Source organism: Micromonospora olivasterospora (genome assembly GCF_007830265.1).
GTDB lineage: Bacteria > Actinomycetota > Actinomycetes > Mycobacteriales > Micromonosporaceae > Micromonospora > Micromonospora olivasterospora.
Map to the genome: position 1 here is coordinate 6,353,608 of NZ_VLKE01000001.1, position 21,076 is coordinate 6,374,683.

The following is a 21,076-nucleotide window of genomic DNA, read 5'->3' on the forward strand; positions in this document are numbered from 1 at the left end:
GACCACCACGTGGGGAACTGGCGGGTTGTTTCTTATGTACGGCGTGGCACCGACCACCAGGTGAGGTGGGCGGCGCGGGTGAGCGCGCCGGTTTTGCGGAGGGCGGGCATGACGGGCCCCAACGCCTCGGAGTACCGCTGCGGGTTGGTCGATCAGGTGGTGGGTCTGGTCTGGCATGGGCCTGTTCAACGGCTCGGGTCGGGGGTCAGGCCCCCGTCCGGGGCCCGGCGTGGGGTGTGGGTGTGGGGTGGCGCACGTGTGGGTGGGGATGGCTGGTGTCGCCGGTGTCGACTACCGTCACTTTGCGGTGAGGGGTGCGTGGCTCTCGGCGATCAACGCTGTCGGTGGGGGTGGTGGGCGTCGGTCGCATCGCGGGGCGAGGTGTGGGGGTTTTGGCCGCCGGGTGGGCGACGGGGTGGCGAGGTTGTCGCCGGCGAGGTGGTCGGGGCTGGGGTGGGCGGTCCGCGGGGCTGGCTAATCCGTACTGGGTGTCCTTGGTTCGGGAGCGGGGAAGGAGCGTTGCGCGTTGGTCGCCGCCGCTTTTTCGACTGTTGAGCTCAGTGAGAGTTCGTTGCGGGTTTTGGAAGGGTTCACCGGGGTGCGGGTGTCCCGGGCGAGGTTGCCGTTGTTGTGGGATGACATCGGCACGCTGGAGTTGCTGGCGGGTCGGGTGCGTGCGGTGCTGGGTCCGTTGCTGGAGCAGACGGTCAGGGCGGTCCGGCAGGCGGGGGAGGGTGAGGCCTTCGACCGGTTCGTGGCGCAGACGGTTCCGTTCGTGGGGAAGATGGCCGAGACGGCCGATCTGATGCTCGCCGTGGTGGAGGCGGAGAAGAAGTTCTTCCTGGAGGCGGAGACCGGCAAGCGTACGACGGTGGCGATGTTCTCCTTCATGCAGGCCGAGTTCGCCGCCGCGGCCGCGATGTGGTGGTGGAATCCGGTGGGGGCGGCGGCGCACGTCGCTCAGGCGCGGACGATCATTCAGGTGGTCCTGCGTTCGGCGTTGGTGCGGTCGGCGGCGAGTAGCACGGCGATGCAGATGTTGTTCATGCCGGGTTCTGCGCTGTTGGCGCAGGTGTCGATGATGACCGATGGTTTGCAGTCGGGGGTGAACTGGTCGGCGGTCGGTAAGCAGGCGGCGTTCGCGGGGGCGGTGGCGTTCCTGAGCACGGCGGGCGGGCCGGCGTTGGGCAAGGCCGCTGGCGCTGTCGCCGCCGCGGTCAGCAAGCTGGGCCTGTCGGACACCACCAGAATGCTGTTGACCGATCTGTTGACGCGGCCGGTGTTGGAGACCGGCACGGAGGGGCTGTTCGGTATCGGTGCCAGCCTGATGGTCGACGGGTACTACGACACCGGCAATCTCGGTGCCGATCTTCTGTCCGGGGCGCTGTCGGGGACGGGCGGGGCGGCCGCGAGCGGCCTCGGGATCGTCGTGAGTCGCGCCATGAATGGGCCCCGGGTGCGGGTGCCGCATATCGCGTTCACGCCCGACGGTAGGCCGGTCCTGCCGGTGGCGTCGACACCGGTTGGTGTGGACCCGTCCACGGGCTACCAGAGCGGGGTCGACGATCCGAAGGCTGTGGCTGCCGGCACGCAGGCCCCGCCGCCCACCCCGCCGCCGCTGCCGGCATCGAACATGCTCACGCCGAGTCTGGACCTGCCCGTGCCGCGCCTGGACCTGTCGGTGCCGTCGTGGTCGGTGCCGAGCCTGTCGGTGCCGGTTGCGCCGGTGCCGGCGTGGGTTGTGGCAGCGGGTGGGCCGGTGGTGGAGCGGTGGTATCGGTTCCAGCAGGATCTGGTGGATCGTTACGGTGGGTTGCTGGCCGGGGTGGCTCGGGCGGGCGAGAGCATGGCCGCGCTCGCCGTGCCGGTCGAGGGGGTTTTCGCCGGGTGGGTCGAGGCCCGGCGGGGTGATCGGGTTGTTGCGGGTTTCCTGTCCGATGTCGGTCTGCCCGCTGCCGCGCTGACCGAGGGGTTTTTGACGGGTGTTCGGCAGCGGGCGGTGGCCCGGATGGTCGAGGCGTTGGCGTCCGCGGGTGAGCAGATCCCGGCCGAGGTGCGGTCGGAGCAGGTGGTCGCCGGGCTGCCGGCGGAGTTCGACCGGCAGGCGCTGCGCGCGCTCGCGCACCTGGCCGTTCAACACCACATCGACCAGCACCTCACCGCCGGCACGCCGACAGGCCCCGGCACGCCGACCGGCGCTGGCACGTCGTCGGCCGCGGGCGTGCCGGCAGGCGCCGGGGCGGGGGTGCCGTCCGCCGCCGCGGTCGAGGTGGTCGAGAGGGAAACGCGGAACTGGGTGGACCGAAGCCTCGATGCGATCCTCGGTGCCCCCGCAGTGCTGCCCGCCGTGCTGCCCGCTGTGCTGCCCGCTGTGGTGGCCGGTCCCGACGCCGCGCAGGTCAGTGCCGTGGCGAACGTGGTCCGGCAGGTGGTCACCGACCTGCCCGCCCGTTTCTCGGCTGCGACCATTGCCGATATCACCGCACCGCACGCCATCCCGTTCCCGGCGGACGCCCCGGCAAGCTGGCGTACCGGCGCGCCGGCAGTGTCGGTGACTGTCGAGCAGCACACCGCAGCCGCGGCCAGCCTGGCAGAAAAGCAGTTCACCGCCCTGGCCCACCGCTACGGTGTCGACCCGGCCGGTCACGACACCCTCGCCGAACTGTTCCGAGGGGACTGGGTGGATGGATACCATCAGGTGCTCACGCAGGCCGGCGGCAGCACGCCCGGCATGCCGGACACGGCCAGCGCCCGCAGTACGGAGCCGGGCGGCGCTGCCTTCCGCGTTGACGCCACGCCGATCTACGCCAGCGACACGACCCCGGTCAGTGACGTGTCCGTGGCAAGCGATGCGGTGTTCAGCCCCGATCTCGGCTCCAGAGACACGGATTCGACCGGTTTCAGGGACACGGGTTCGATCGGTGACGTGTCGGTGCTGGACGAACCGGTCGGTGCCGACTCTGCCGGTCTCGGCGAGCCGGCCGTCGCGGCTACCGGGCCGGCCGGGCAACGAATCCACGACCTCGCCAGCGGCGGCCACGGCCGTGCCAGCGACGCTCAGCTGCGCCGCCTCGCCGCGGACATCGGTATCCAGACGGCGTCGCCGGACGGGATCCTGCCCCGACTGTTCGAGGTGTCCAGGGACATCGTCATGGCGGACACGTTCAGCGGGGTGTACTTCGCAGACCCGGCGGCGGCGGATCCGGACGCGGCGGCGGCGGACCGCACGGCGGCGCGGGCGCTGCCGCGGGTGCGGGGATGGTTCACCATCGCCGGGCACCGGAACCTGGCCGAGCGGCTGGCCGACGATCCGGTACGTCAGGCCTTGTTCCTCCGGATGCTCACCGCCTCGCCCGCCTGGCAACACGCCGTCGCGCAGGCGCGGCAGCGCGGCGGCGACGCACCCGACATCATGCTGGTCTGGTGCGACGCGGCATGGCAGGCACCGGGACAGGCCACCTCCTTCGGTGAATGGCTGCGCACCCGGCTGCGCGCCCGGCGGCTGATGTCGTCCACGCACGAGGTGGACCAGATACCCGGCGAGCTGCGGCCACACGTGGACGAGCCGGTACGGTCGGTGTTGTTCTCGGACGCTTCGGTGGAGTTGTTCGGACCGGACCTGGTGGAGGCGGTACGAACCGCGGACATCGTGCAGAACGGTCAGGAACCCGGCGTGCGCTGGCCGGACCAGGAGGACTTCGCCGCCGCTGGCGGCCGGCACCGGTGGGCCGGCAACACCTCACACGGGCAGTCGCCCGATCCAGCGCAAGACGGCGACCCGTCCGGTCCTGGCCCGGCGTCCGCGGCCCAGTGGATGCGGGGCCCGTCGCGGGATCCAGAGGCGGAATTGCCGGTGCCGGGCCCTGCCCTCGGACCGGACCGCCCGCAGGGTGAAGACCTGTCCTGGCTGGACTACGGGACTACGGTGCCGATGCCCGGGCTGGCACCTGCCCCGCCGGCGGACACGGGGCTGCCCGGGCCGCTGGACGACTGGGATACGCTGCCGATGTCCGGGCTGGCACCTGCCCCGCCGGCAGGCACGGGGCTGCCCGGGCTGCCCTGGCTGCCCGGGCTGCCCTGGCTGCCCTGGCCGCTGGACGACCCAGACGCCCCCACCGCGTCGGCCTGGCCGGCAGGGCCGGCCGCGTCGGCCTGGACGGTGGGGTGGACGGAACCGGGGTGGCCGGTTTCCGACATTGATGTGACCGCCCACGGTGCTGGGATGTCCACCGACCCCGGCCAGCCGCGCGATCAGGCCGGCGACGGCGGGGATCTCGGCGACTGGGCCACCTGGCAGGGGCCGGTCATGGACTGGCAACCCTCCCTCGCGCCCTCCCCGGCGGTGACCCGCACCGACGCCGGCATTGTCCACGCCGGCGACACCCCCCATCACCCGGCCGACGAGCCACCCACCACCACCGCCTCGCTGCACCCCGACCAACCCCAACCCCAGCCCACCGCGGGCAGCCGGTGGGTGCGCAACCGGAATGATGCCCGGACGCTGTTCGACCAGCACGCCGACCACACCGCCACCACAACACCGCATCGGGAACAGCTGCGGCAGTTGTGGAACGCCCTGATCAACCATATGGACGACGACGGGATCATCACCGCCAGCGAGTCAGCCCTCGCCGCGGCGACATCCACATCGCAGCCGACGGTGCATAAACGGATCGTGGTATTGCGCGACAGTGGTCTGCTGCAGCTGGTCCAGGAAGCACACAGTCGCGTGGCGGCGCGGTACGCGGTGAGCGATCCGGGTCAGCCCCGGCAAGCACCGTTGCCGGCCCTTCCCGCGGGCAGCCGGTGGGTACGCAACCGGAATGATGCCCGGACGCTGTTCAACCAGCACGCCGACCACATCGCCACCACAACACAGCAGCGGGAACAGCTGCCGCAGTTGTGGAACGCCCTGATCAACCATATGGACGACGACGGGACCATCACCGCCAGCGAGCCAGCCCTCGCCGCGGCGACATCCACATCGCGGCAGACGGTGCATGACCGGATCGGGGCATTACGCGACAGTGGTCTGCTGCAGCTGGTCCAGGAAGCACACAGTCGCGTGGCGGCGCGGTACAGGGTGAGCGATCCGGGTCAGCCCCGGCAAGCACCGTTGCCGGCCCTTCCCGCGGGCAGCCAGTGGGTACGCAACCGGAATGATGCCCGGACGCTGTTCAACCAGCACGCCGACCACATCGCCACCACAACACAGCAGCGGGAACAGCTGCCGAAGTTGTGGAACGCCCTGATCAACCATATGGACGACGACGGAACCATCACCGCCAGCGAGCCAGCCCTCGCCGCAGCGACATCCACATCGCAGCCGACGGTGCATCGCCGGATCGTGGCATTACGCGACCGTGGTCTGCTGCAGCTGGTCCAGGAAACACACCGTGGCGTGGCGGCGCGGTACAGGGTGACCGATCCAGGTCAGCCCCGGCAAGCACCGGTGCCGGGCCCCGCCCCCGAACCGGACCGCCCGCAGGGTAGTGAGGACCTGTCCCGGCTGAACCACGGGGATACGTCACCGATGCCCGGGCCGGTACCTGCCCCGCCAGCGGGCACGGGCCTGCCCGGGCTCTCAGGGCCGCCCGGGCCGCTGGACGCCCCGGACGCCCTCACGGCGGCGGCCTGGCCGGCGGGGCCGGCCGCGTCGGCCCGGCCGATGGAGGAGGGACCGGCGGGGCCGGCGGGGCCGGTTTCCGGCATTGATGTGACCGCCCACGGTGCTGGAATGTCCACCGACTTCGGCCAGCCGCGCATCGACGATCAGGCCGGCGACGGCGGGAACCTCGGCGACTGGGCCACCTGGCAGGAGGACCCAGCCCTCGATCTGTTTGATCCGCTTCATCCGGCGGCGTGGGTCGGCCCGCCCACGGCCGTGGGCACGGGACTCTACCCCGGGCCGCAACCGATGGATCCGACCTGGGCGCAGGCCCCGCCCGGCCCGACATCGTGGTCGCAGCCCAGCGGCGACCAACCCAGCCAGTTCCCAGGGACACAGTCGTTCCCGCCCGGACCGGGCATGCAGGAACCGGCACCTCAGTCGCCGATGTCCGGGCCGGCACCTGCCCCGCCGGCGGGCACGGGCTGCCCGGGCTGCCCTGGCCGCTGGACGACCCGGACGCCCCCACCGCGTCGGCCTGGCCGGCGGGGCCGGCCGCGTCGGCCTGGACGGTGGGGTGGACGGAACCGGGGTGGCCGGTTTCCGACATTGATGTGACCGCCCACGGTGCTGGGATGTCCACCGACCCCGGCCAGCCGAGCATCGATGATCAGGCCGGCGAGGGCAGCGGGAACCTCGGCGACTGGGCCACCTGGCAGGGGCCGGACATGGACTGGCAACCATCCCTCGCGCCCTCCCCGGCGGTGACCCGCACCGACGCCGGCACTGTCCACGCCTACGACACCCCCCATCACCCGGCCGACGAGCCACCCACCACCCCCGCCCCGCTGCACCCCGACCAACCCCAACCCACTGCGGGCAGCCAGTGGGTGCGCAACCCGGATGATGCCCGGACGCTGTTCGACCAGCACGCCGACCGCATCGCCACCACAACACAGCAGCGGGAACAGCTGCCGCAGTTGTGGAACGCCCTGATCAACCATATGGGCGACGACGGGATCATCACCGTCAGCGAGTCAGCCCTCGCCGCGGCGACATCCACATCGCAGCCGGCGGTGCATAAACGGATCGTGGCATTACGCGACCGTGGTCTGCTGCAGCTGGTCCAGGAAGCACGCCCTGGTGTGGCGGCGCGGTACGGGGTGACCGATCCGGGTCAGCCCCGGCAAGCACCGTCGCCGGACCTTCCCGAGGGCAGCCGGTGGGTGCGCAACCGGAATGATGCCCGGACGCTGTTCGACCAGCACGCCGACCACATCGCCACCACAACACCGCAGCAGGAACAGCTGCCGCAGTTGTGGAACGCCCTGATCAACCATATGGACGACGACGGGACCATCACCGTCACCGAGCGAGACCTCGCCGCGGCGACATCCACATCGCAGCCGACGGTGCATAAACGGATCGTGGCATTACGCGACCGTGGTCTGCTGCAGCTGGTCCAGGAAGCACGCCCTGGTGTGGCGGCGCGGTACGGGGTGACCGATCCGGGTCAGCCCCGGCAAGCACCGTCGCCGGACCTTCCCGAGGGCAGCCAGTGGGTACGCAACCAGAATGATGCCCAGACGCTGTTCGACCAACACGCCGACCACATCGCCACCACAACACAGCAGCAGGAACAGCTGCGGCAGTTGTGGAACGCCCTGATCAACCATATGGACGACGACGGGACCATCACCGCCAGCGAGCCAGCCCTCGCCGCAGCGACATTCACACCGCAGCCGACGGTGCATAAACGGATCGTGGTATTGCGCGACAGTGGTCTGCTGCAGCTGGTCCAGGAAGCACACAGTCGCGTGGCGGCGCGGTACGCGGTGAGCGATCCGGGTCAGCCCCGGCAAGCACCGTTGCCGGGCCTTCCCGCGGGCAGCCGGTGGGTACGCAACCGGAATGATGCCCAGACGCTGTTCGACCAGCACGCCGACCACATCGCCACCACAACACAGCAGCGGGAACAGCTGCCGAAGTTGTGGAACGCCCTGATCAACCATATGGACGACGACGGGACCATCACCGTCACCGAGTCAGCCCTCGCCGCAGCGACATCCACACCGCGGCAGACGGTGCATGACCGGATCGTGGCATTACGCGACAGTGGTCTGCTGCAGCTGGTCCGGGAAGGCCACGGTGGTGTGGCGGCGCGGTACGGGGTGAGCGATCCGGGTCAGCCCCGGCAAGCACCGTTGCCGGGCCTTCCCGCGGGCAGCCAGTGGGTACGCAACCGGAATGATGCCCGGACGCTGTTCAACCAGCACGCCGACCACATCGCCACCACAACACAGCAGCGGGAACAGCTGCCGCAGTTGTGGAACGCCCTGATCAACCATATGGACGACGACGGGACCATCACCGCCAGCGAGTCAGACCTCGCCGCGGCGACATCCACACCGCGGCCGACGGTGCATAAACGGATCGTGGCGTTACGCGACCGTGGTCTGCTGCAGCTGGTCCAGGAAGCACACCGTGGCGTGGCGGCGCGGTACGCGGTGACCGATCCGGGTCAGCCCCGGCAAGCACCGGTGCCGGGCCCCGCCCCCGGACCGGACCGCCCGCAGGGTAGTGAGGACCTGTCCCGGCTGAACCACGGGGATACGTCACCGATGCCCGGGCCGGTACCTGCCCCGCCAGCGGGCACGGGTCTGCCCGGGCTCTCAGGGCTGCCCGGGCCGCTGGACGCCCCGGACGCCCTCACGGCGGCGGCCTGGCCGGCGGGGCCGGCCGCGTCGGCCCGGCCGATGGAGGAGGGACCGGCGGGGCCGGCGGGGCCGGTTTCCGGCATTGATGTGACCGCCCACGGTGCTGGAATGTCCACCGACTTCGGCCAGCCGCGCATCGACGATCAGGCCGGCGACGGCGGGAACCTCGGCGACTGGGCCACCTGGCAGGAGGACCCAGCCCTCGATCTGTTTGATCCGCTTCATCCGGCGGCGTGGGTCGGCCCGCCCACGGCCGTGGGCACGGGACTCTACCCCGGGCCGCAACCGATGGATCCGACCTGGGCGCAGGCCCCGCCCGGCCCGACATCGTGGTCGCAGCCCAGCGGCGACCAGCCCAGCCAGTTCCCAGGGACACAGTCGTTCCCGCCCGGACCGGGCATGCAGGAACCGGCACCTCAGTCGCCGATGTCCGGGCCGGCACCTGCCCCGCCGGCGGGCACGGGGCTGCCCGGGCTGCCCTGGCCGCTGGACGACCCGGACGCCCCCACCGCGTCGGCCTGGCCGGCGGGGCCGGCCGCGTCGGCCTGGACGGCGGGGTGGACGGAACCGGGGTGGCCGGATCCCGACATTGATGTGACCACCCACGGTGCTGCGATGTCCACCGACCCCGGCCAGCCGCGCAATCAGGCCAGCGACGGCAGCGGGAACCTCGGCGACTGGGCCACCTGGCAGGGGCCGGACCCGGGGGTTTCCTAACGCTCATGTCACCGGGGATCGTTTAGTTGATCTTTAGGGCGTGGGGTTGAGCGTCTGGCCGGGCACGCAGCATTCGCCCCGGATGTCTCTGTCGGCAAAGGACCGTCCAGGCCGGCGGTCACCGCCGTTTTCCTTGGGCCTGGTCGAGCTGGGCGTGGAGTCGGGCGGCGTCGGCGCGGGCGTCCTGGGCGGCCTGCTCAGCCTGCCGCCGGTCGGTGTGGAGTTGCTCGACCTGGCGGCGTACCTCGGCCAGGGCGGCGAGCGTGGCGCGTAGCTCGGCTTCGGCGTCGTGGCGGGCTGTCTCGGCCTGGGCGAGGGCGGTGCGGGCGGTGTCCCGTTCGGCGGCGGCTGCCGCGGCGGCGGTGGTGGTGGTGGTGGTGGTGGTGGTGGTGGTGTGGCCTGCTCGGCGCGCTGCTCGACGGTGGCGCGGGCGGTGTCGGTGGCGCGGGCCTGCGCCTGTGTGTCGGCCAGGTCCCGGCGCAGGGCGGTGTTCTGCTCGGCCTGGTCGGCGGCACGCTGCTCGGCGGTGTCGGCGCGGCCGGTCGCGGCGGCCAGGTCGACGCGCAGCTGCTCGATGGTGGTGCGGGCGGTGTCGAGCTGGGCGCGCAGGTCGGCCACCTCGCCGGCGAGACGCGCGGCGTCGGTGCGGGCGGTGTCGCGCTCGGCGGTGACGGTGGCGGCGGTGGCCTCGGCCCGGTCCGCCCGGGTGGCCTCGGCGCGGCCGGTCTTCTCCGCGGCGCGGAGTTCGCCGGTGAGGGTTTTGACCTCGGCGCGGGCCTCGCGGAGCTGGGCGCGCACGTCGTCGTGCTGGGCCTCCAGGGCGCGGCGGCGTTCGATCTCCCGGGCGGCGGTCGCCGCGCGGGCCTCCGCCTCGGCCTCCGCGCGCCCTTGGGCCTTGCGGGCTTCGGCGACGTCGCGGGCGGCGCGGGCGACCGCGTCCGCGGCGTCCCGCTCGGCCGCGGTGGCGCGGGCGACGGCGGCGTGCCGCTCGGTCTGCGCCGCCGCCCGTTCCCGCTCCGCGTGGTGGGCGGTGTTGAGGGCCTGGTCCCGCTCCGCCTCCGCCGTCTGGGCGCGCTCGACGGCGGCCGCCATCGCGGTCTCGGCCTCCGCGATCCGGGCCAGGGCGCCCGTCTCGACGCCGTGCACCGCCGGGAGTACCGGCTCCAGGCGGGCGGTCAGCGCGGTGAGCGCCGGCACCAGGTCGCCGGCCACGGCGCGAAACGCCGCCAGCGGGGCGTCCAGCCCGGTGGCCAGCTCCGCCGCGCGTTCGGCGGCGGCCATCTCCTTGCACGTCCGGTTGCCCGGCTGCCACCGCCGGTCCCGGCAGAACTCCAGCGGCCTGCCGAACCCGCTGTAGGCCAGCGGGCCCGCCCGACTGGCAGGGTGTGGTAATCCAATCGTCTTGTATTCACCGCTTGCCAGTCACGGTGCGTTGCGGGTTGGGCTGTAGCGGTTCCAAGTGCCGCCAGCGGCGGCGTGGTGCCGTTGGGTGGTGTGGTGGTGGAAGTCGAGGGCCTGGGCGACGACCGGTGCCGGGGCTTGGAGCACGAGCTGGCGCAGTGCGGCCAGGCGGCCGGGGACGGTCGGGATACCGAGGTCCCGGATGAGCGGGGCCATCGTGTCGACGGTGAGGGGCTGGCTGGCGCGGCGGCCGGGGAACAACCAGCGGGCGTCGCGGTTGGTGGCGGTGCGCATGTTGGTCCGCTGGTCGCGCAGGGCCAGCAGCAGTGCGGCGACGGGTTCGGGGACCGGTGTCGGCGGATCGCCGAGGTGCAGCAGGACGTCGGGCCCGGTGGTGTCGATGTCGTCGATGGTCAGGCGCAGGATGCGGCCGAGGGGTTGGGCGTAGAGCAGGACGAGGATCGCGGCCACGCGGGTACGCAGTCCGCCGGTCTCGTCGGTGATCAGCTTGCGCAGCAGCGCGAGATGGCGGTGCTGGGTGATCGGGACCTGCCCAGGCGCAGGGCTTGGCCAGGCGAGGAAGTCGCCGGCGCGCAGGACCTGCTGGCCGAGGCCGTTGCGGGTGGCGCGGCTGATGGGTCCGCGTTCGGTGCGGCGCCGGAGCCAGGGCAGGGTGTGTCAGGTGGTGTACTGGCGTAGCAGCCGGCGTTGCTCGGCCTCGGTGACGGTGTCCAGGTGTTCGAGCAGCCACCGCTCGAACAGCGTGACCTGCTTGTCGATGCGGGGTAGGACGTCGCACTGCATGAGCAGCTCGCGTAGGTGGGCGGCGACGCGCCAAGGCTGTAGGCGGTGGAACGCCTCGTGGGTCAGCACAATGTCGCCGCGCCCCAGGCCCCGCAACAGATCGACGGCCCCGGCGGAGCGACCGTGCCGGGATGAGACCCGTGCCAGGCCGGAGAGTGGATTGTCCATGCTGGTCAGCAGCTCGGCCAGCGGCACCAGCTCGGGCCGGACGCGTCCGGTGCCGTCGTCGAGGAGTTCGGCGACGCGCCGGGTGACGGTGCAGCGGGTGCAGTGGCGGCCGGCGTGTAGCTTGCCCTCCTGCCCGCACTCGACACAGGCGTAGGAGATGGAGAATCCGGCGCATCTGGTGCAGATTGGCGCCTGGTCTTCGGCGCGTAGTCCGGCCAGGACCCGGTCGAGGCCGCAGCTGGGGCAGCGGCCATGGGCGCGTAGTGTCCGGTCGTGGCAGGTGCGGCAGACGTGCCCGTCAGGCCAGCGCGCCGCGAAGGTGCCGCGCCGACCGCAGCGGGCGCAGTCGCGGATGAACCAGCGTTCGTACTGCTCGGCGGTGGCATAGGGACGGTCCATCAGTCCGGCCGCACGCGGGCCCGCCGGGGCCGGACCGTGGCCAGGTCCACCGGCGCCGGGGCGTCTCTGGCGACGGCCTTGCGCGGGGCGACGTTGGCCGCCGTGGTGACGACCAGGTCGGCGGGGGTGACCTCCAGGATGTCGCACAGCGCGGCCAGTACTGGCAGCGACAGTCGCTCGGGTGTGCCGGTGACGAGACGGTGGACCTGGGAGGAGGACAGGTCGATGCCGCGTTCGTGCAGCAGCGGCACCAGTTCGGTGGCGGTGAACACGCCGCGGGTGGCCATCATCTCCCGCAGCCGCCACTGGTAGCTGACCTGCTTTTTCATGCTCATTGCGCCCTCCTGGCCGGTCGTAGTGCCGCGTCCATGGTCGCGTCAAGCGCCTGCCGCAGCGTGCGGGTGCGGAAGTCCGACGACACGCAGGTGTAGATCGCCGTGGTGGAGGCGTGTTCGTGGCCGACCTGCTGCTGCACGAACAGCGGGTCCCAGCCGGCCTCGATCAGATGGGTGACATACGAGCGGCGCAGCGAGTGGAAGTCCAGCCCGGCGTCCAGGCCGAGGGCGTCGCGGTAGGCAGACAGCCGCGCGTTGATCTGCGCCAGCCCGACCCGCGACGCCCGTTCCGACGGCCACAGCGCCGGGTTGCCCTCGACCGCCAGCAGCGGCCGGATCTCGTCGATCCACTCGGCGAGGATCTCCGGCACCCAGCTCCAGACGGTCAGCACGCTGCGCCGCTTCGGCGGCGAGCCCTTCATCGCCTTGCCGTGGCGCACGTAGAGCACGCCGTACTCGCCGAACTCGTCGGCGTGCGGGTTACGGCCGACGTCGGCCACGTCCAGCATTCGAGTCTCGTTGCGCCGCAGCCCGTACCCGTAGGCGACCTTGAACAGGGTCGCGTCGCGGAACGCCGGCAGCCAACCCTTACGCCCCGCCGCCCGGATCCGGGTGACCTGCTCGTCGGCGTAGTCCAGCAGCGCCTGCATCTCGTCGAGCGTGAACGCCCGCTTGGCCGGGTCCCCCTCGGCCGCGGCGACGTGAACAGCGGCGTTCCACTCGTGGACCACCTGCACCGGGTGCGTGCCGAACCGCTTCTCGCACTCACCGACCCAGCCGTAGGCCGGATCAGTCAGGTACGCGCAGAACAGCCGGACCGCCTCCTGATAGCCGCGCAGCGTGGAGCGGCGCACCCGACGCACGGCCCGCAGATCGGTGCACCACTCGTCGACCAACTGCGGAGTCCACCGCCACGGCAGCGCCTGCGCGTGCGCGGCGAACGCCCGCACCGCCCGCTGTCGATTCTCCACGGTGCCGAACGACAGGTTCCGCGCGAGCTGCTGGTTACGCCAGCCGTCGAGCATCGCCGCGAACACCTGCTCGTCCGGCCGCAGCAGCCGCACCCCGTCGGCGAGATGCAGGGCCACCGACCCCGGCGCGGCGCGTTCCACGTCCACCGACAGTGACCTCCCACCCCTCGCATCAGATGCGAGATCTTCGCATCAGATGCGACCCGCTTGTCAAACAAGCAGGTCAACACGGGCGCCGGGAAGCAGCCCTGGAGGCGGTAGCATGCCGGCGGCCCCCTACGACGGGCGGGCTGCTACCTTCGCGACCACCAGCGCCAAGGCCGGACCGCGCTCGCACGCGAACCGCCGTGTATTCGCGTCACTCGAATACACGGCGGAGGTAGTTTCCAGACCAAAAACAACGCTAGCTAGGCGCGCGTGGATGGGACAACCAACTGTGGCGGCTCGGTGACGACCTGGCCGTCCGGCTTCCCTGGGCGACGGGGGCCGCTGACGCGCTGCTACGCAAGGAGTACGCCTGGCTGCCCACGCTTGCCCCGCGCCTTCCGCTGCCGATCCCCGTCCCGCAGCGACTCGGCGACCCCCCGAACGGTTCCCTCGGCCCCGGACGCCGTCCACGCCGCCTGGCACGACGCGAGCACCGCACCCGAATGGACAGGCCCGGCGCTATGGCTCCACGCCGACCTGCACCCGGCCAACATCCTCACCGCCCACGGCACCTTCTGCGGCGTGATCGACTTCGGCGACCTCTGCGCAGGCGATCCCGCATACGACCTCGCCGCCATGTGGCTCCTCCTACCAGACAACAACACCACCGACCACTTCCACGCCGCCTACCAGCCGACCCCGGACACCGCCACCACGCGCCGCGCCCGAGGCTGGGCAGTCGCACGCGCCCTCGGCGGCATCCTCATCGGCGACGACGGCATCCACGGCCGCCCCGGCGGCAAACCCACCTGGGGCCCACCCGCCCACGCCGCCCTACAACGCCTCACCGCCACAACCCACTGACCCGGCCGTCACCACTGCGTCCGGCAGACGGCCTCATCAACCATCCGCGCATCGGCCATGAGCGCGCCCCACCGATCCACAAGTTATTCCTTGACAAGAATATTTTCGGTCGAAAATACTCCTCGCTATGGACGCTCTCCTCACCGCACTGGCCGACCCGGCCCGCTGGCGGCTCGTGAACCTGTTGGCCGAGCGGCCCCGCTCGGTCGGCGTCCTCGCCCAGCTTGCCGAGGCACGCCAGCCGCAGACGACCAAGCACCTGCAGACCCTCGAGCGCGCTGGCGTCGTCACCTCCCAGCGCACCGGCCAGCGCCGCATCTACGCGCTCCAGCCCGCTCCCCTGCGGGACCTGGCGGCTGCGCTCAGCCGGCTGGCCGACGCCGCGGGCCAGGTCGGCGGCCCGGGCTCGACCCACGACGGGCTCAGCCGCCAAGCAGAGCGGCTCGCCGCGGAGGCGCCGGGGTGGGCCGACGGACGATCGTTCAGGTTCCTCCAGTCGCTGGCGGGGCACCCCGAGCTGGTCTGGCGTCACCTGACCGAGGCCCCCTGCTCGCCGGATGGTGGACGCCCGACGACCTCCGCGTCTCCGAACTCGTCTTCGAGGCGCGACCTGGTGGGCGGATCGTCCAGGAGTATCGCGACGCCGAGGACGCCGACGGCTCCGACCTCGTCGCGGGGCGCGCGGAGGGAGTCGTCGACGACGTACGCCCCAATGAGCGGCTCGCCTACCGCCTCTCCCCCCTGCTTCCCGACGGCGGCCTCGCCTTCACCGCCCACGTCGACCTCAGCCTCCGGCCCACCGACACCGGCACGGACCTCGACGTCCACTGGCGAATCACCGACAGCACAGTCGGTTCCGCGGACTTCGTCGCAGGCATCGAGATCGGTTTCGGCCAGAGCCTCGACAGGCTCGCGGCGACCGTCGCCACCCATTCCGACAGCACCGACAGCACCGACGACACCGACACAAGGAGCACGAAGTGACACAGCAGACCACCGGCCGCAGGGTCGTCACGAACATGAGCATCTCCCTCGACGGCCACTACGCCCGGCCGGGCGACCCCCGGGACATGGGCTGGGTGATGCCGTACGCCGTCACCGACGTCGCCCGTGACCATCTGACCAGCCTCTGGAAGCCGGCGACGACGGCCCTGCTCGGGCGGGTCAACGCCGAGGGGTTCCTCGGTTTCTGGCCCACCGTCATCGGCATGGAGGGTGCCGACCCGCGCGACGAGGGCTTCGCGCAGTGGCTCGTCGACACCGACAAGGTGGTCCTCTCCTCCACGCTCGGCGAGGCTCCGTGGGAGCGGACGACGATCGTCGACAAGCCGACCGCCGAGGTGGTCGCGGACCTCCAGGCGACCGAGGGCGGCGACATTCTCGTGCTCTCCAGCGGGAGCGTCATCAAGGCGCTCCTGGCGGCCGACAAGGTCGACCGACTGGCGCTCACGATCTTTCCGGTCTTCCTCGGCGGAGGGCCACGCCTCTTCGACGACGGCCTGCCCGGCGGGCAGTGGGCGCTCGCCAGCGAGGCCGCGGGCGAGCACGGCACGTTGACTCTCGTCTACGACCGAGTCCGCTGAGCCAAGGATGCCATCGGCCTCGCCTGGGACCACGTCGAAGTCACCCGCAGACCAGGACGTCCTCATCTCGCCCACCTGTCGGTGCTGCCCTCGCGTGCGGCGGTGGTCGTACGTACCCACCGCCGGGATGGGTATCGATCGGGCGGTCAGTTAGGGTTGAGCCGGCGATCACGGTCCGACGGGCGTACGGGACACGTTTGTCGTTGCTCGCGGTCGTGGCGAAAGCGCGGGGGTTTGACGAGGAGGGCAGCGATGGAGCGGCCGGACTGGGCACCCGAAGGTATAGACCTCAGCAAGCCGAGCGTCGCGCGCGCCTACGACTACTGGTTGGGTGGCTCCCACAACTTCGCGATCGATCGGGAGTTCGCCCGGCAGGCCATCGCGGCGGTGCCGGACCTGCGGCTGGTGGCGCGGGCGAACCGGGAGTTCCTGCACCGCGCGGTCCGCTTCATGATTGACATGGGGATCCGTCAGTTCCTGGACATCGGCTCGGGCATCCCGACCGTGGGTAACGTGCACGAAATCGCCCAGAAGATCGTGCCGGACGCACGCGTGGTCTATGTGGACATCGATCCGGTGGCGGTGGCACACAGCGAACAGATCCTGTCCGGCAACGAGTTCGCCGCCGCGATCCACGAGGATCTGCGCCGGCCGGAGGTCATCCTCGACCATCCGACGACGCGGGCACTGCTGGACCTGGACCAGCCGGTGGGACTGCTGTTGGCGTCGGTCGTGCACGCGATTCCCGACGAGGACGATCCGTACGGGATCCTGAACCGGCTGCGTACGGCGCTCTGCCCGGGCAGCTACCTGGCCATCAGCCACGTTACGACCGACAGCCGCCCACAGGAGATGGGCGAGGGGGCGCGGCTGAGCGGTCGGACCACCACGCCGGTCACGGCCCGTACCCGCGCCCAGGTCGAGCGGTTCTTCGACGGTCTCGAACTGGTGGAACCCGGCGTGGTGTGGTCGCCGCTGTGGCGTCCGGAATCTCCCGAGGATGTCGGGGACCATCCGGAGCGGATGAGTTTCTATGTAGGAGTTGGGCGTACGGCGTGACGGGGCACCCCGATGCCGACTCGCTCGCCGACCGACACCGTCACGGCCTGGACACGTTCGCGAAGGCGTGGGCAAAGGGGCTGCACCGGGCGCACTATGTGCCGATCAGCTCCGCCGAGCGGTACCGAATCGTCAGCGGGCTGGCCGAACGGCTCGTCGGCGGCCTGTTCGCCGAGCCGCCCGACCCCACCTGCGGGTTCGGCGTCGGGGAGGATCTCGTCGCCGCCGGGTTCGCGTCTCCAGACGCGTTGGGCCGTACCATCGCGGTCCTGAACACCCGACTCGCGGCCGACCTGGGGCTGCCCGCCGACGCCGCGGTGTGCGTACGGCTGACCGCGTTGCTGGAAGGACTGGCGGCCGGGTTCACGGCCGCGGTGCACGACCGCAGCCTGGACGCCCAGGATGCCGTCCGCCTGGCCGCGTTGGCCGCGCAGGCACGCGCCGAGCAGGCACTACGGGCCAACGAGGCCCGCTTCCGGCATCTCGCCACCCACGACGCGTGAACGCCCTGGGTCACACCCTCGGGCTCACCGTCACCGCCGAAGGCATCGAGACCGCCAGCCGGGCCCGGCGGATGCGCGCCGCCGGCTGCGACACCGGCCAGGGCTGGTACTTCGGTCGGCCGGTACCGCCGGGCGAGATCACCCGACGCGTCGCCGCCCAGCGGCGCTGACCGCCGGCCCGGTAGGTCTGACGGCCCGCCGGTGACGTTGACGGCCAGGCCGGCAACCCTGACATCTGATCGCGTTTCCGCAGCTGTCGGCCCACCCTCACGCGACCAGCGCTGTCACGATTGGCTGCGGGGCGGGTGCTGGGCCCGTCTGCTACGGTCGCCGCCATGGCTGCCGTATGGCGGATCGCGAACTATCACCAGGCCAAGGCGCCGGTGACCGACCCGGTCACCAAGTTCGGCGGTCAGCCCGTCTGGCTCACCGGCCCCCAGTGGCCGGTAAGCCGGCTGCTACCACCGGGCCGTCGACCTGTATCGCCAGCTCGCCGACCCGTACAACGTGGCACTCAGCCTCGCCGACCTCGGCGAGATCCACGACGACAGCGGCGACCGACGGGCCGCCCGGCAGGTCTGGCAGGAGGCGCTGTCCATTCTCGACGGACTCGCCCATCCCGACGCCGAGGGGATCCGGGCGAGGTTGGCCGGCACCGAGTCCTCCGATGGCACCCTCTCCGGGGCCGGAGCGGCGGGTCCGGCGCCGGACCGCTCGGCTCCGCTCGGCGGTCCGCCGACGGGTGAGCGTGGTGGCCGACGGTCGCCCCGGCGCGTCCACGCCGGGGCGACCGTCGGCGGTCTGCCGTCAGCCGGGCCTCACCACCGGATGATGATCGAGCACCACGGCGGGAGCAACTTGCACTTGAAGGTGATGGTGAACTTCGGCCACTTACGGTTCGAGAACTCGACCGTGGGCGCCTCGGTGCCGGCTTTGTCGGCGAGGTCGGCGATGGTCGTCTTCTCGGTCAGCTCCTGGGTGGTGTAGAGCTCCTTGCCGTCCTCGGAACGCACGACGGCCTGGTCCGGCTCGTACGGGTCGGACACGCCGGCCGCCTCGAGGATGTACTTGACCTCGCCGGCCCGGATGTCCCCCGCCCGTCCGTCGATCACCGCCTCGTCGACCTTGACGCCACCCCGGTCGTCCACGGTGATCACGTCGGCGGTCGCCATGCTCGCCGAGTCGAAGGGGAACCACCCGAATTTCCAGTCCCCACCCTCGCAGTGGATCAACCCGTACGTGGTGCCTTCGGGCACGTAGACGATGGTGACGTTGCCCTTGTCGTCGACGGTCTCGACCGGACAGTCGGTGGGCTTCGACGGCCCCGGTTTGTCGTCCTGGGCCACGGCCGTTCCCGGCACCGACAACACGGCGGCGAGTACGGCGAGCGCGGTCCATCGCGCGCCCGTCCTGCGAATCATGTTCCCTCCCGTTGTTCGTGACCGGTGACCCGGTCGCCACCAACCACGATGGCGGCGTGGGCTGGAACGGCACTGATGCGGCGCTGAAACGCGGACGATGCCGGCGGTGCCCGTTCCTCCCGGCGGCGGTCTCGCGCCCGCACCAGCACCGGCGACAAATCCGGCCGTGGACGACGCGCGGAGCCCAGGGCGGCGTGCGTCACCGCGCAAGGGCACGGCTAATACTGCAACGGCGGGTCGTGGCTTCGGCTGCTGATCGTTCGTTGACTGGTTGTGGTGGATGCGCAGTTGGTCGGGTCGTGGGATGCCGGGTTGGAGGAGTTGTTCTTCCGGTTCTCGCATCGGTTTACTCGAGTGGAGCCGCGGCGGCGGGCGTGGGCGTATGTGCGGGGGTTGCTGGCGCCGTTGGAGCGGCGCAACGGCTGGACCCTCGCGGAGCAGGCTGGGCATGTCTCGCCGGACGGGTTGCAGGGCATGTTGTGCAGCGCGGCGTGGGACCGGGACGCGGTCCGCGATGACGTACGCGACTACGTCGTGGAGCAGATCGGCGATGCGGCCGGGGTGCTCGTCGCCGACGAGACCGGGTTCGTCAAGAAGGGCCGCGCCTCGGCGGGGGTCCAACGGCAGTATTCAGGCACGGCGGGCAAGACGGAGAACTGCCAGATCGGCACGTTCCTGTGCTACGCCACGAGTCGGGGCCGGGCGTTGATCGACCGGGAGTTGTACCTGCCCAAGTCGTGGACCGGCGACCGGGACCGGTGCCGAGCGGCGGCGATCCCGGACGAGGTCGAGTTCGCCACGAAGCCGCAGCAGGCTCGGGCCATGCTGGAGCGGGCGATCACCGCCGGGGTGCCGTTTTCGTGGTTCACCGCCGACGAGGCCTACGGGCAGAACCCCGGCCTGCGGGGCTGGCTGGAGGAGCAGGACATCGCGTATGTGATGGCCACCCGATGCGACGACGAGGTGCCCTCCGGGTTGCATACCACCACCCGCGTCGATGAGCTGATCGCCAGAGTACGTGCGGGCGCGTGGCAGCGGCTGTCGTGCGGCGATGGCGCGCACGGACCACGCCGCTACGACTGGGCCCGGGTGCCGATCCGCCGCACCTTCGCCCACGGCCGCCGCGGCTGGGTCCTGGCCCGACGCTCGATCAGCGACCCTAGCGACATCGCCTACTACGTCTGCTTCGGCCCCCGCGGCACCCGACTGCGGGAACTCGTGCGGGTCGCCGGTAGCCGTTGGTCGGTGGAGGAATCGTTCCAGACCGCGAAGAACGAGGTCGGCCTGGACCAGTACCAGGTCCGCCGCTACGACGCCTGGTACGGCCACATCACCCTGGCCATGGCCGCTGCCGCGTTCCTCGTCGTCACCCGCGCCCGCGAAGCCGCAAAGGGGGCACCACCGGCAGCGAGGGCAGCCTGATCCCGCTGAGCAGCAACGAGATCCGCCACCTGTTCGCCCACCTCGTCCTGACCATCCGCCACCACGCCAGCCACATCCTGCACTGGTCCAACTTCCGCCGCCTACGCCAGGAACAAGCCCGAGCCGCCCACTACCGCAAACGACTCGAACCGCCATAAGTCACGACCCGCCGTTGCAGTACTAAGGGCACAGCCGGCCGCCGATGCGCCGGGTCAGTTCGGCGGTCGTGCGGGCGACCTGCCGGGCCAACTCGCGCTGCCCGTCGACGTCCACGTCGGCGGCAGGGTAGGTCACGGCCACGGCCGCGACCGGGTGGCCGGTGTGGTCGTGTACCGCTGCGGCGACCGCGGAGACCTCGGGTGTGACCAGCCCCTCCTCGATGGCGTAGGTGCGTTGCCGGACTCGGATCAGCTCGGCGCGCAGCTGGGCCAGACTGGTGACGCCGACGCCGTGCCGCTGCACGAACGCGTCCCGGCCGGGGAAGAGGGCGCGCACCTGGGCGTGCGGCAGGGCGGCGAGCATGGCCAGGCCGCTCGCGGTCAGCGCCGCCGGCAGCCGTACCCCGACGTCGGTGACCAGCGGGGGGCGGCCAGGCGCGCGCTCCTCGATCACGTAGAACACCTCGCGGCCGTACAGCACGGCCAGATGGGCGTTGTGCGAGCTGGTCTCGACCAGGCGGGTCAGCAGGGGCCGGGCGACCCGCTGCAGCGGGGCCTGACGGGAGTACGCGGAGCCGAGGGCGAACGCCTCGACCCCCAGGCCGTACCGCCGCTCCTCCGCCAGGTGCATCACGAATCCCTCGTTCCGCAGCACCGCCAGCAGGTGGTAGACGGTGGACCGCGGCAGCTCGAGGTCACGCGCGATCGACGCGGCGGGGAGGGGTTCGGCGTGCCGGGCCAGCAGCTTGAGCAGGCTGATGGCGTGGGCCGCGGCGGGGACGTTAGCCACGCCCCAGTG

15 protein-coding genes and 2 pseudogenes are annotated in these 21,076 nt (G+C 71.5%); 10 read left to right on the forward strand and 7 right to left on the reverse strand.

Annotated features, from left to right (window positions below):
• Positions 1-571: 571 nt before the first annotated feature.
• Positions 572-6,226, forward strand: a complete 5,655-nt coding sequence (locus tag JD77_RS28705) for a hypothetical protein (RefSeq protein WP_145776986.1) — start codon at positions 572-574, stop codon at positions 6,224-6,226.
• A gap of 17 nt (positions 6,227-6,243) precedes the next feature.
• The gene (locus JD77_RS34905) at positions 6,244-9,042 is read left to right on the forward strand and encodes a hypothetical protein (RefSeq protein ID WP_145776987.1); all 2,799 of its coding nucleotides are present in this window, start codon (positions 6,244-6,246) and stop codon (positions 9,040-9,042) included.
• A 33-nt stretch (positions 9,043-9,075) separates the two neighbouring features.
• On the opposite strand, the gene JD77_RS28715 is transcribed toward JD77_RS34905, so the two are convergent.
• From JD77_RS28715 to JD77_RS28730, 5 genes are all read right to left on the reverse strand, one after another.
• On the reverse strand, positions 9,076-10,323 hold the full coding sequence (locus tag JD77_RS28715; RefSeq protein WP_246141379.1) for a coiled-coil domain-containing protein: 1,248 nt from the start codon (positions 10,321-10,323) through the stop codon (positions 9,076-9,078).
• A gap of 141 nt (positions 10,324-10,464) precedes the next feature.
• Positions 10,465-10,914 (reverse strand): hypothetical protein, encoded by a 450-nt coding sequence (locus JD77_RS34415; RefSeq protein WP_246141062.1) that lies wholly within the window; start codon positions 10,912-10,914, stop codon positions 10,465-10,467.
• Positions 10,915-11,121: 207 nt separating this feature from the next.
• Entirely contained in the window at positions 11,122-11,814 is a 693-nt protein-coding gene (locus JD77_RS33075; protein ID WP_211372724.1) for a hypothetical protein, read from the reverse strand.
• Positions 11,814-12,149: a helix-turn-helix domain-containing protein gene (locus JD77_RS28725; RefSeq protein WP_145776988.1), complete on the reverse strand. Its 336-nt coding sequence runs from the start codon at positions 12,147-12,149 to the stop codon at positions 11,814-11,816. The genes JD77_RS33075 and JD77_RS28725 overlap by 1 nt, the downstream gene beginning before the upstream one ends.
• A complete protein-coding gene (locus JD77_RS28730; RefSeq protein ID WP_145776989.1) occupies positions 12,146-13,186 on the reverse strand; it encodes a tyrosine-type recombinase/integrase in 1,041 nt (346 codons plus the stop codon). The genes JD77_RS28725 and JD77_RS28730 overlap by 4 nt, the downstream gene beginning before the upstream one ends.
• 341 nt (positions 13,187-13,527) lie before the next feature.
• Between JD77_RS28730 and JD77_RS28735 the strand changes: the two are divergent.
• The 7 genes and pseudogenes from JD77_RS28735 to JD77_RS33080 form a co-directional block, all read left to right on the forward strand.
• Positions 13,528-14,131, forward strand: a pseudogene (locus JD77_RS28735) (phosphotransferase); the annotation flags it as partial.
• 127 nt (positions 14,132-14,258) lie between these two features.
• Positions 14,259-14,471 (forward strand): annotated as a pseudogene (locus JD77_RS35750) (ArsR/SmtB family transcription factor); the annotation flags it as partial.
• A 122-nt stretch (positions 14,472-14,593) separates the two neighbouring features.
• On the forward strand, positions 14,594-15,115 hold the full coding sequence (locus JD77_RS34420; RefSeq protein WP_246141066.1) for an SRPBCC family protein: 522 nt from the start codon (positions 14,594-14,596) through the stop codon (positions 15,113-15,115).
• Positions 15,112-15,714: a dihydrofolate reductase family protein gene (locus JD77_RS28745; protein ID WP_145776990.1), complete on the forward strand. Its 603-nt coding sequence runs from the start codon at positions 15,112-15,114 to the stop codon at positions 15,712-15,714. The genes JD77_RS34420 and JD77_RS28745 overlap by 4 nt, the downstream gene beginning before the upstream one ends.
• A 252-nt stretch (positions 15,715-15,966) precedes the next feature.
• Positions 15,967-16,773, forward strand: a complete 807-nt coding sequence (locus JD77_RS28750) for an SAM-dependent methyltransferase (protein ID WP_145776991.1) — start codon at positions 15,967-15,969, stop codon at positions 16,771-16,773.
• Positions 16,770-17,276: a hypothetical protein gene (locus JD77_RS28755; RefSeq protein ID WP_211372727.1), complete on the forward strand. Its 507-nt coding sequence runs from the start codon at positions 16,770-16,772 to the stop codon at positions 17,274-17,276. Before JD77_RS28750 ends, JD77_RS28755 begins: the two co-directional genes overlap by 4 nt.
• The gene (locus JD77_RS33080; protein ID WP_211372728.1) at positions 17,273-17,446 is read left to right on the forward strand and encodes an EAL domain-containing protein; all 174 of its coding nucleotides are present in this window, start codon (positions 17,273-17,275) and stop codon (positions 17,444-17,446) included. Before JD77_RS28755 ends, JD77_RS33080 begins: the two co-directional genes overlap by 4 nt.
• Before the next feature lie 648 nt (positions 17,447-18,094).
• Here the strand turns inward: JD77_RS33080 and JD77_RS28760 are convergent.
• Entirely contained in the window at positions 18,095-18,697 is a 603-nt protein-coding gene (locus JD77_RS28760) for a hypothetical protein (protein WP_145776992.1), read from the reverse strand.
• A gap of 288 nt (positions 18,698-18,985) precedes the next feature.
• On the opposite strand from JD77_RS28760, the gene JD77_RS28765 reads away from it, so the two are divergent.
• Complete coding sequence (locus JD77_RS28765; RefSeq protein WP_145777833.1) at positions 18,986-20,119, forward strand: IS701 family transposase; 1,134 nt, start codon at positions 18,986-18,988, stop codon at positions 20,117-20,119.
• 180 nt (positions 20,120-20,299) lie between these two features.
• Here JD77_RS28765 and JD77_RS28770 read toward each other — a convergent pair whose 3' ends face one another.
• A complete protein-coding gene (locus tag JD77_RS28770) occupies positions 20,300-21,067 on the reverse strand; it encodes an IclR family transcriptional regulator (RefSeq protein WP_145776993.1) in 768 nt (255 codons plus the stop codon).
• Positions 21,068-21,076: the final 9 nt, after the last annotated feature.

Excerpts from the sequence above, each read along its gene's own strand:
- JD77_RS34905 (WP_145776987.1), top strand. The coding sequence starts at position 6,244 with ATGTCCACCGACCCCGGCCAGCCGAGCATCGATGATCAGGCCGGCGAG.
- JD77_RS28715 (WP_246141379.1), bottom strand. The coding sequence starts at position 10,323 with ATGGCCGCCGCCGAACGCGCGGCGGAGCTGGCCACCGGGCTGGACGCC.
- JD77_RS33075 (WP_211372724.1), bottom strand. The coding sequence starts at position 11,814 with ATGGACCGTCCCTATGCCACCGCCGAGCAGTACGAACGCTGGTTCATC.
- JD77_RS28725 (WP_145776988.1), bottom strand. The coding sequence starts at position 12,149 with ATGAGCATGAAAAAGCAGGTCAGCTACCAGTGGCGGCTGCGGGAGATG.
- JD77_RS28750 (WP_145776991.1), top strand. The coding sequence starts at position 15,967 with ATGGAGCGGCCGGACTGGGCACCCGAAGGTATAGACCTCAGCAAGCCG.
- JD77_RS28760 (WP_145776992.1), bottom strand. The coding sequence starts at position 18,697 with ATGATTCGCAGGACGGGCGCGCGATGGACCGCGCTCGCCGTACTCGCC.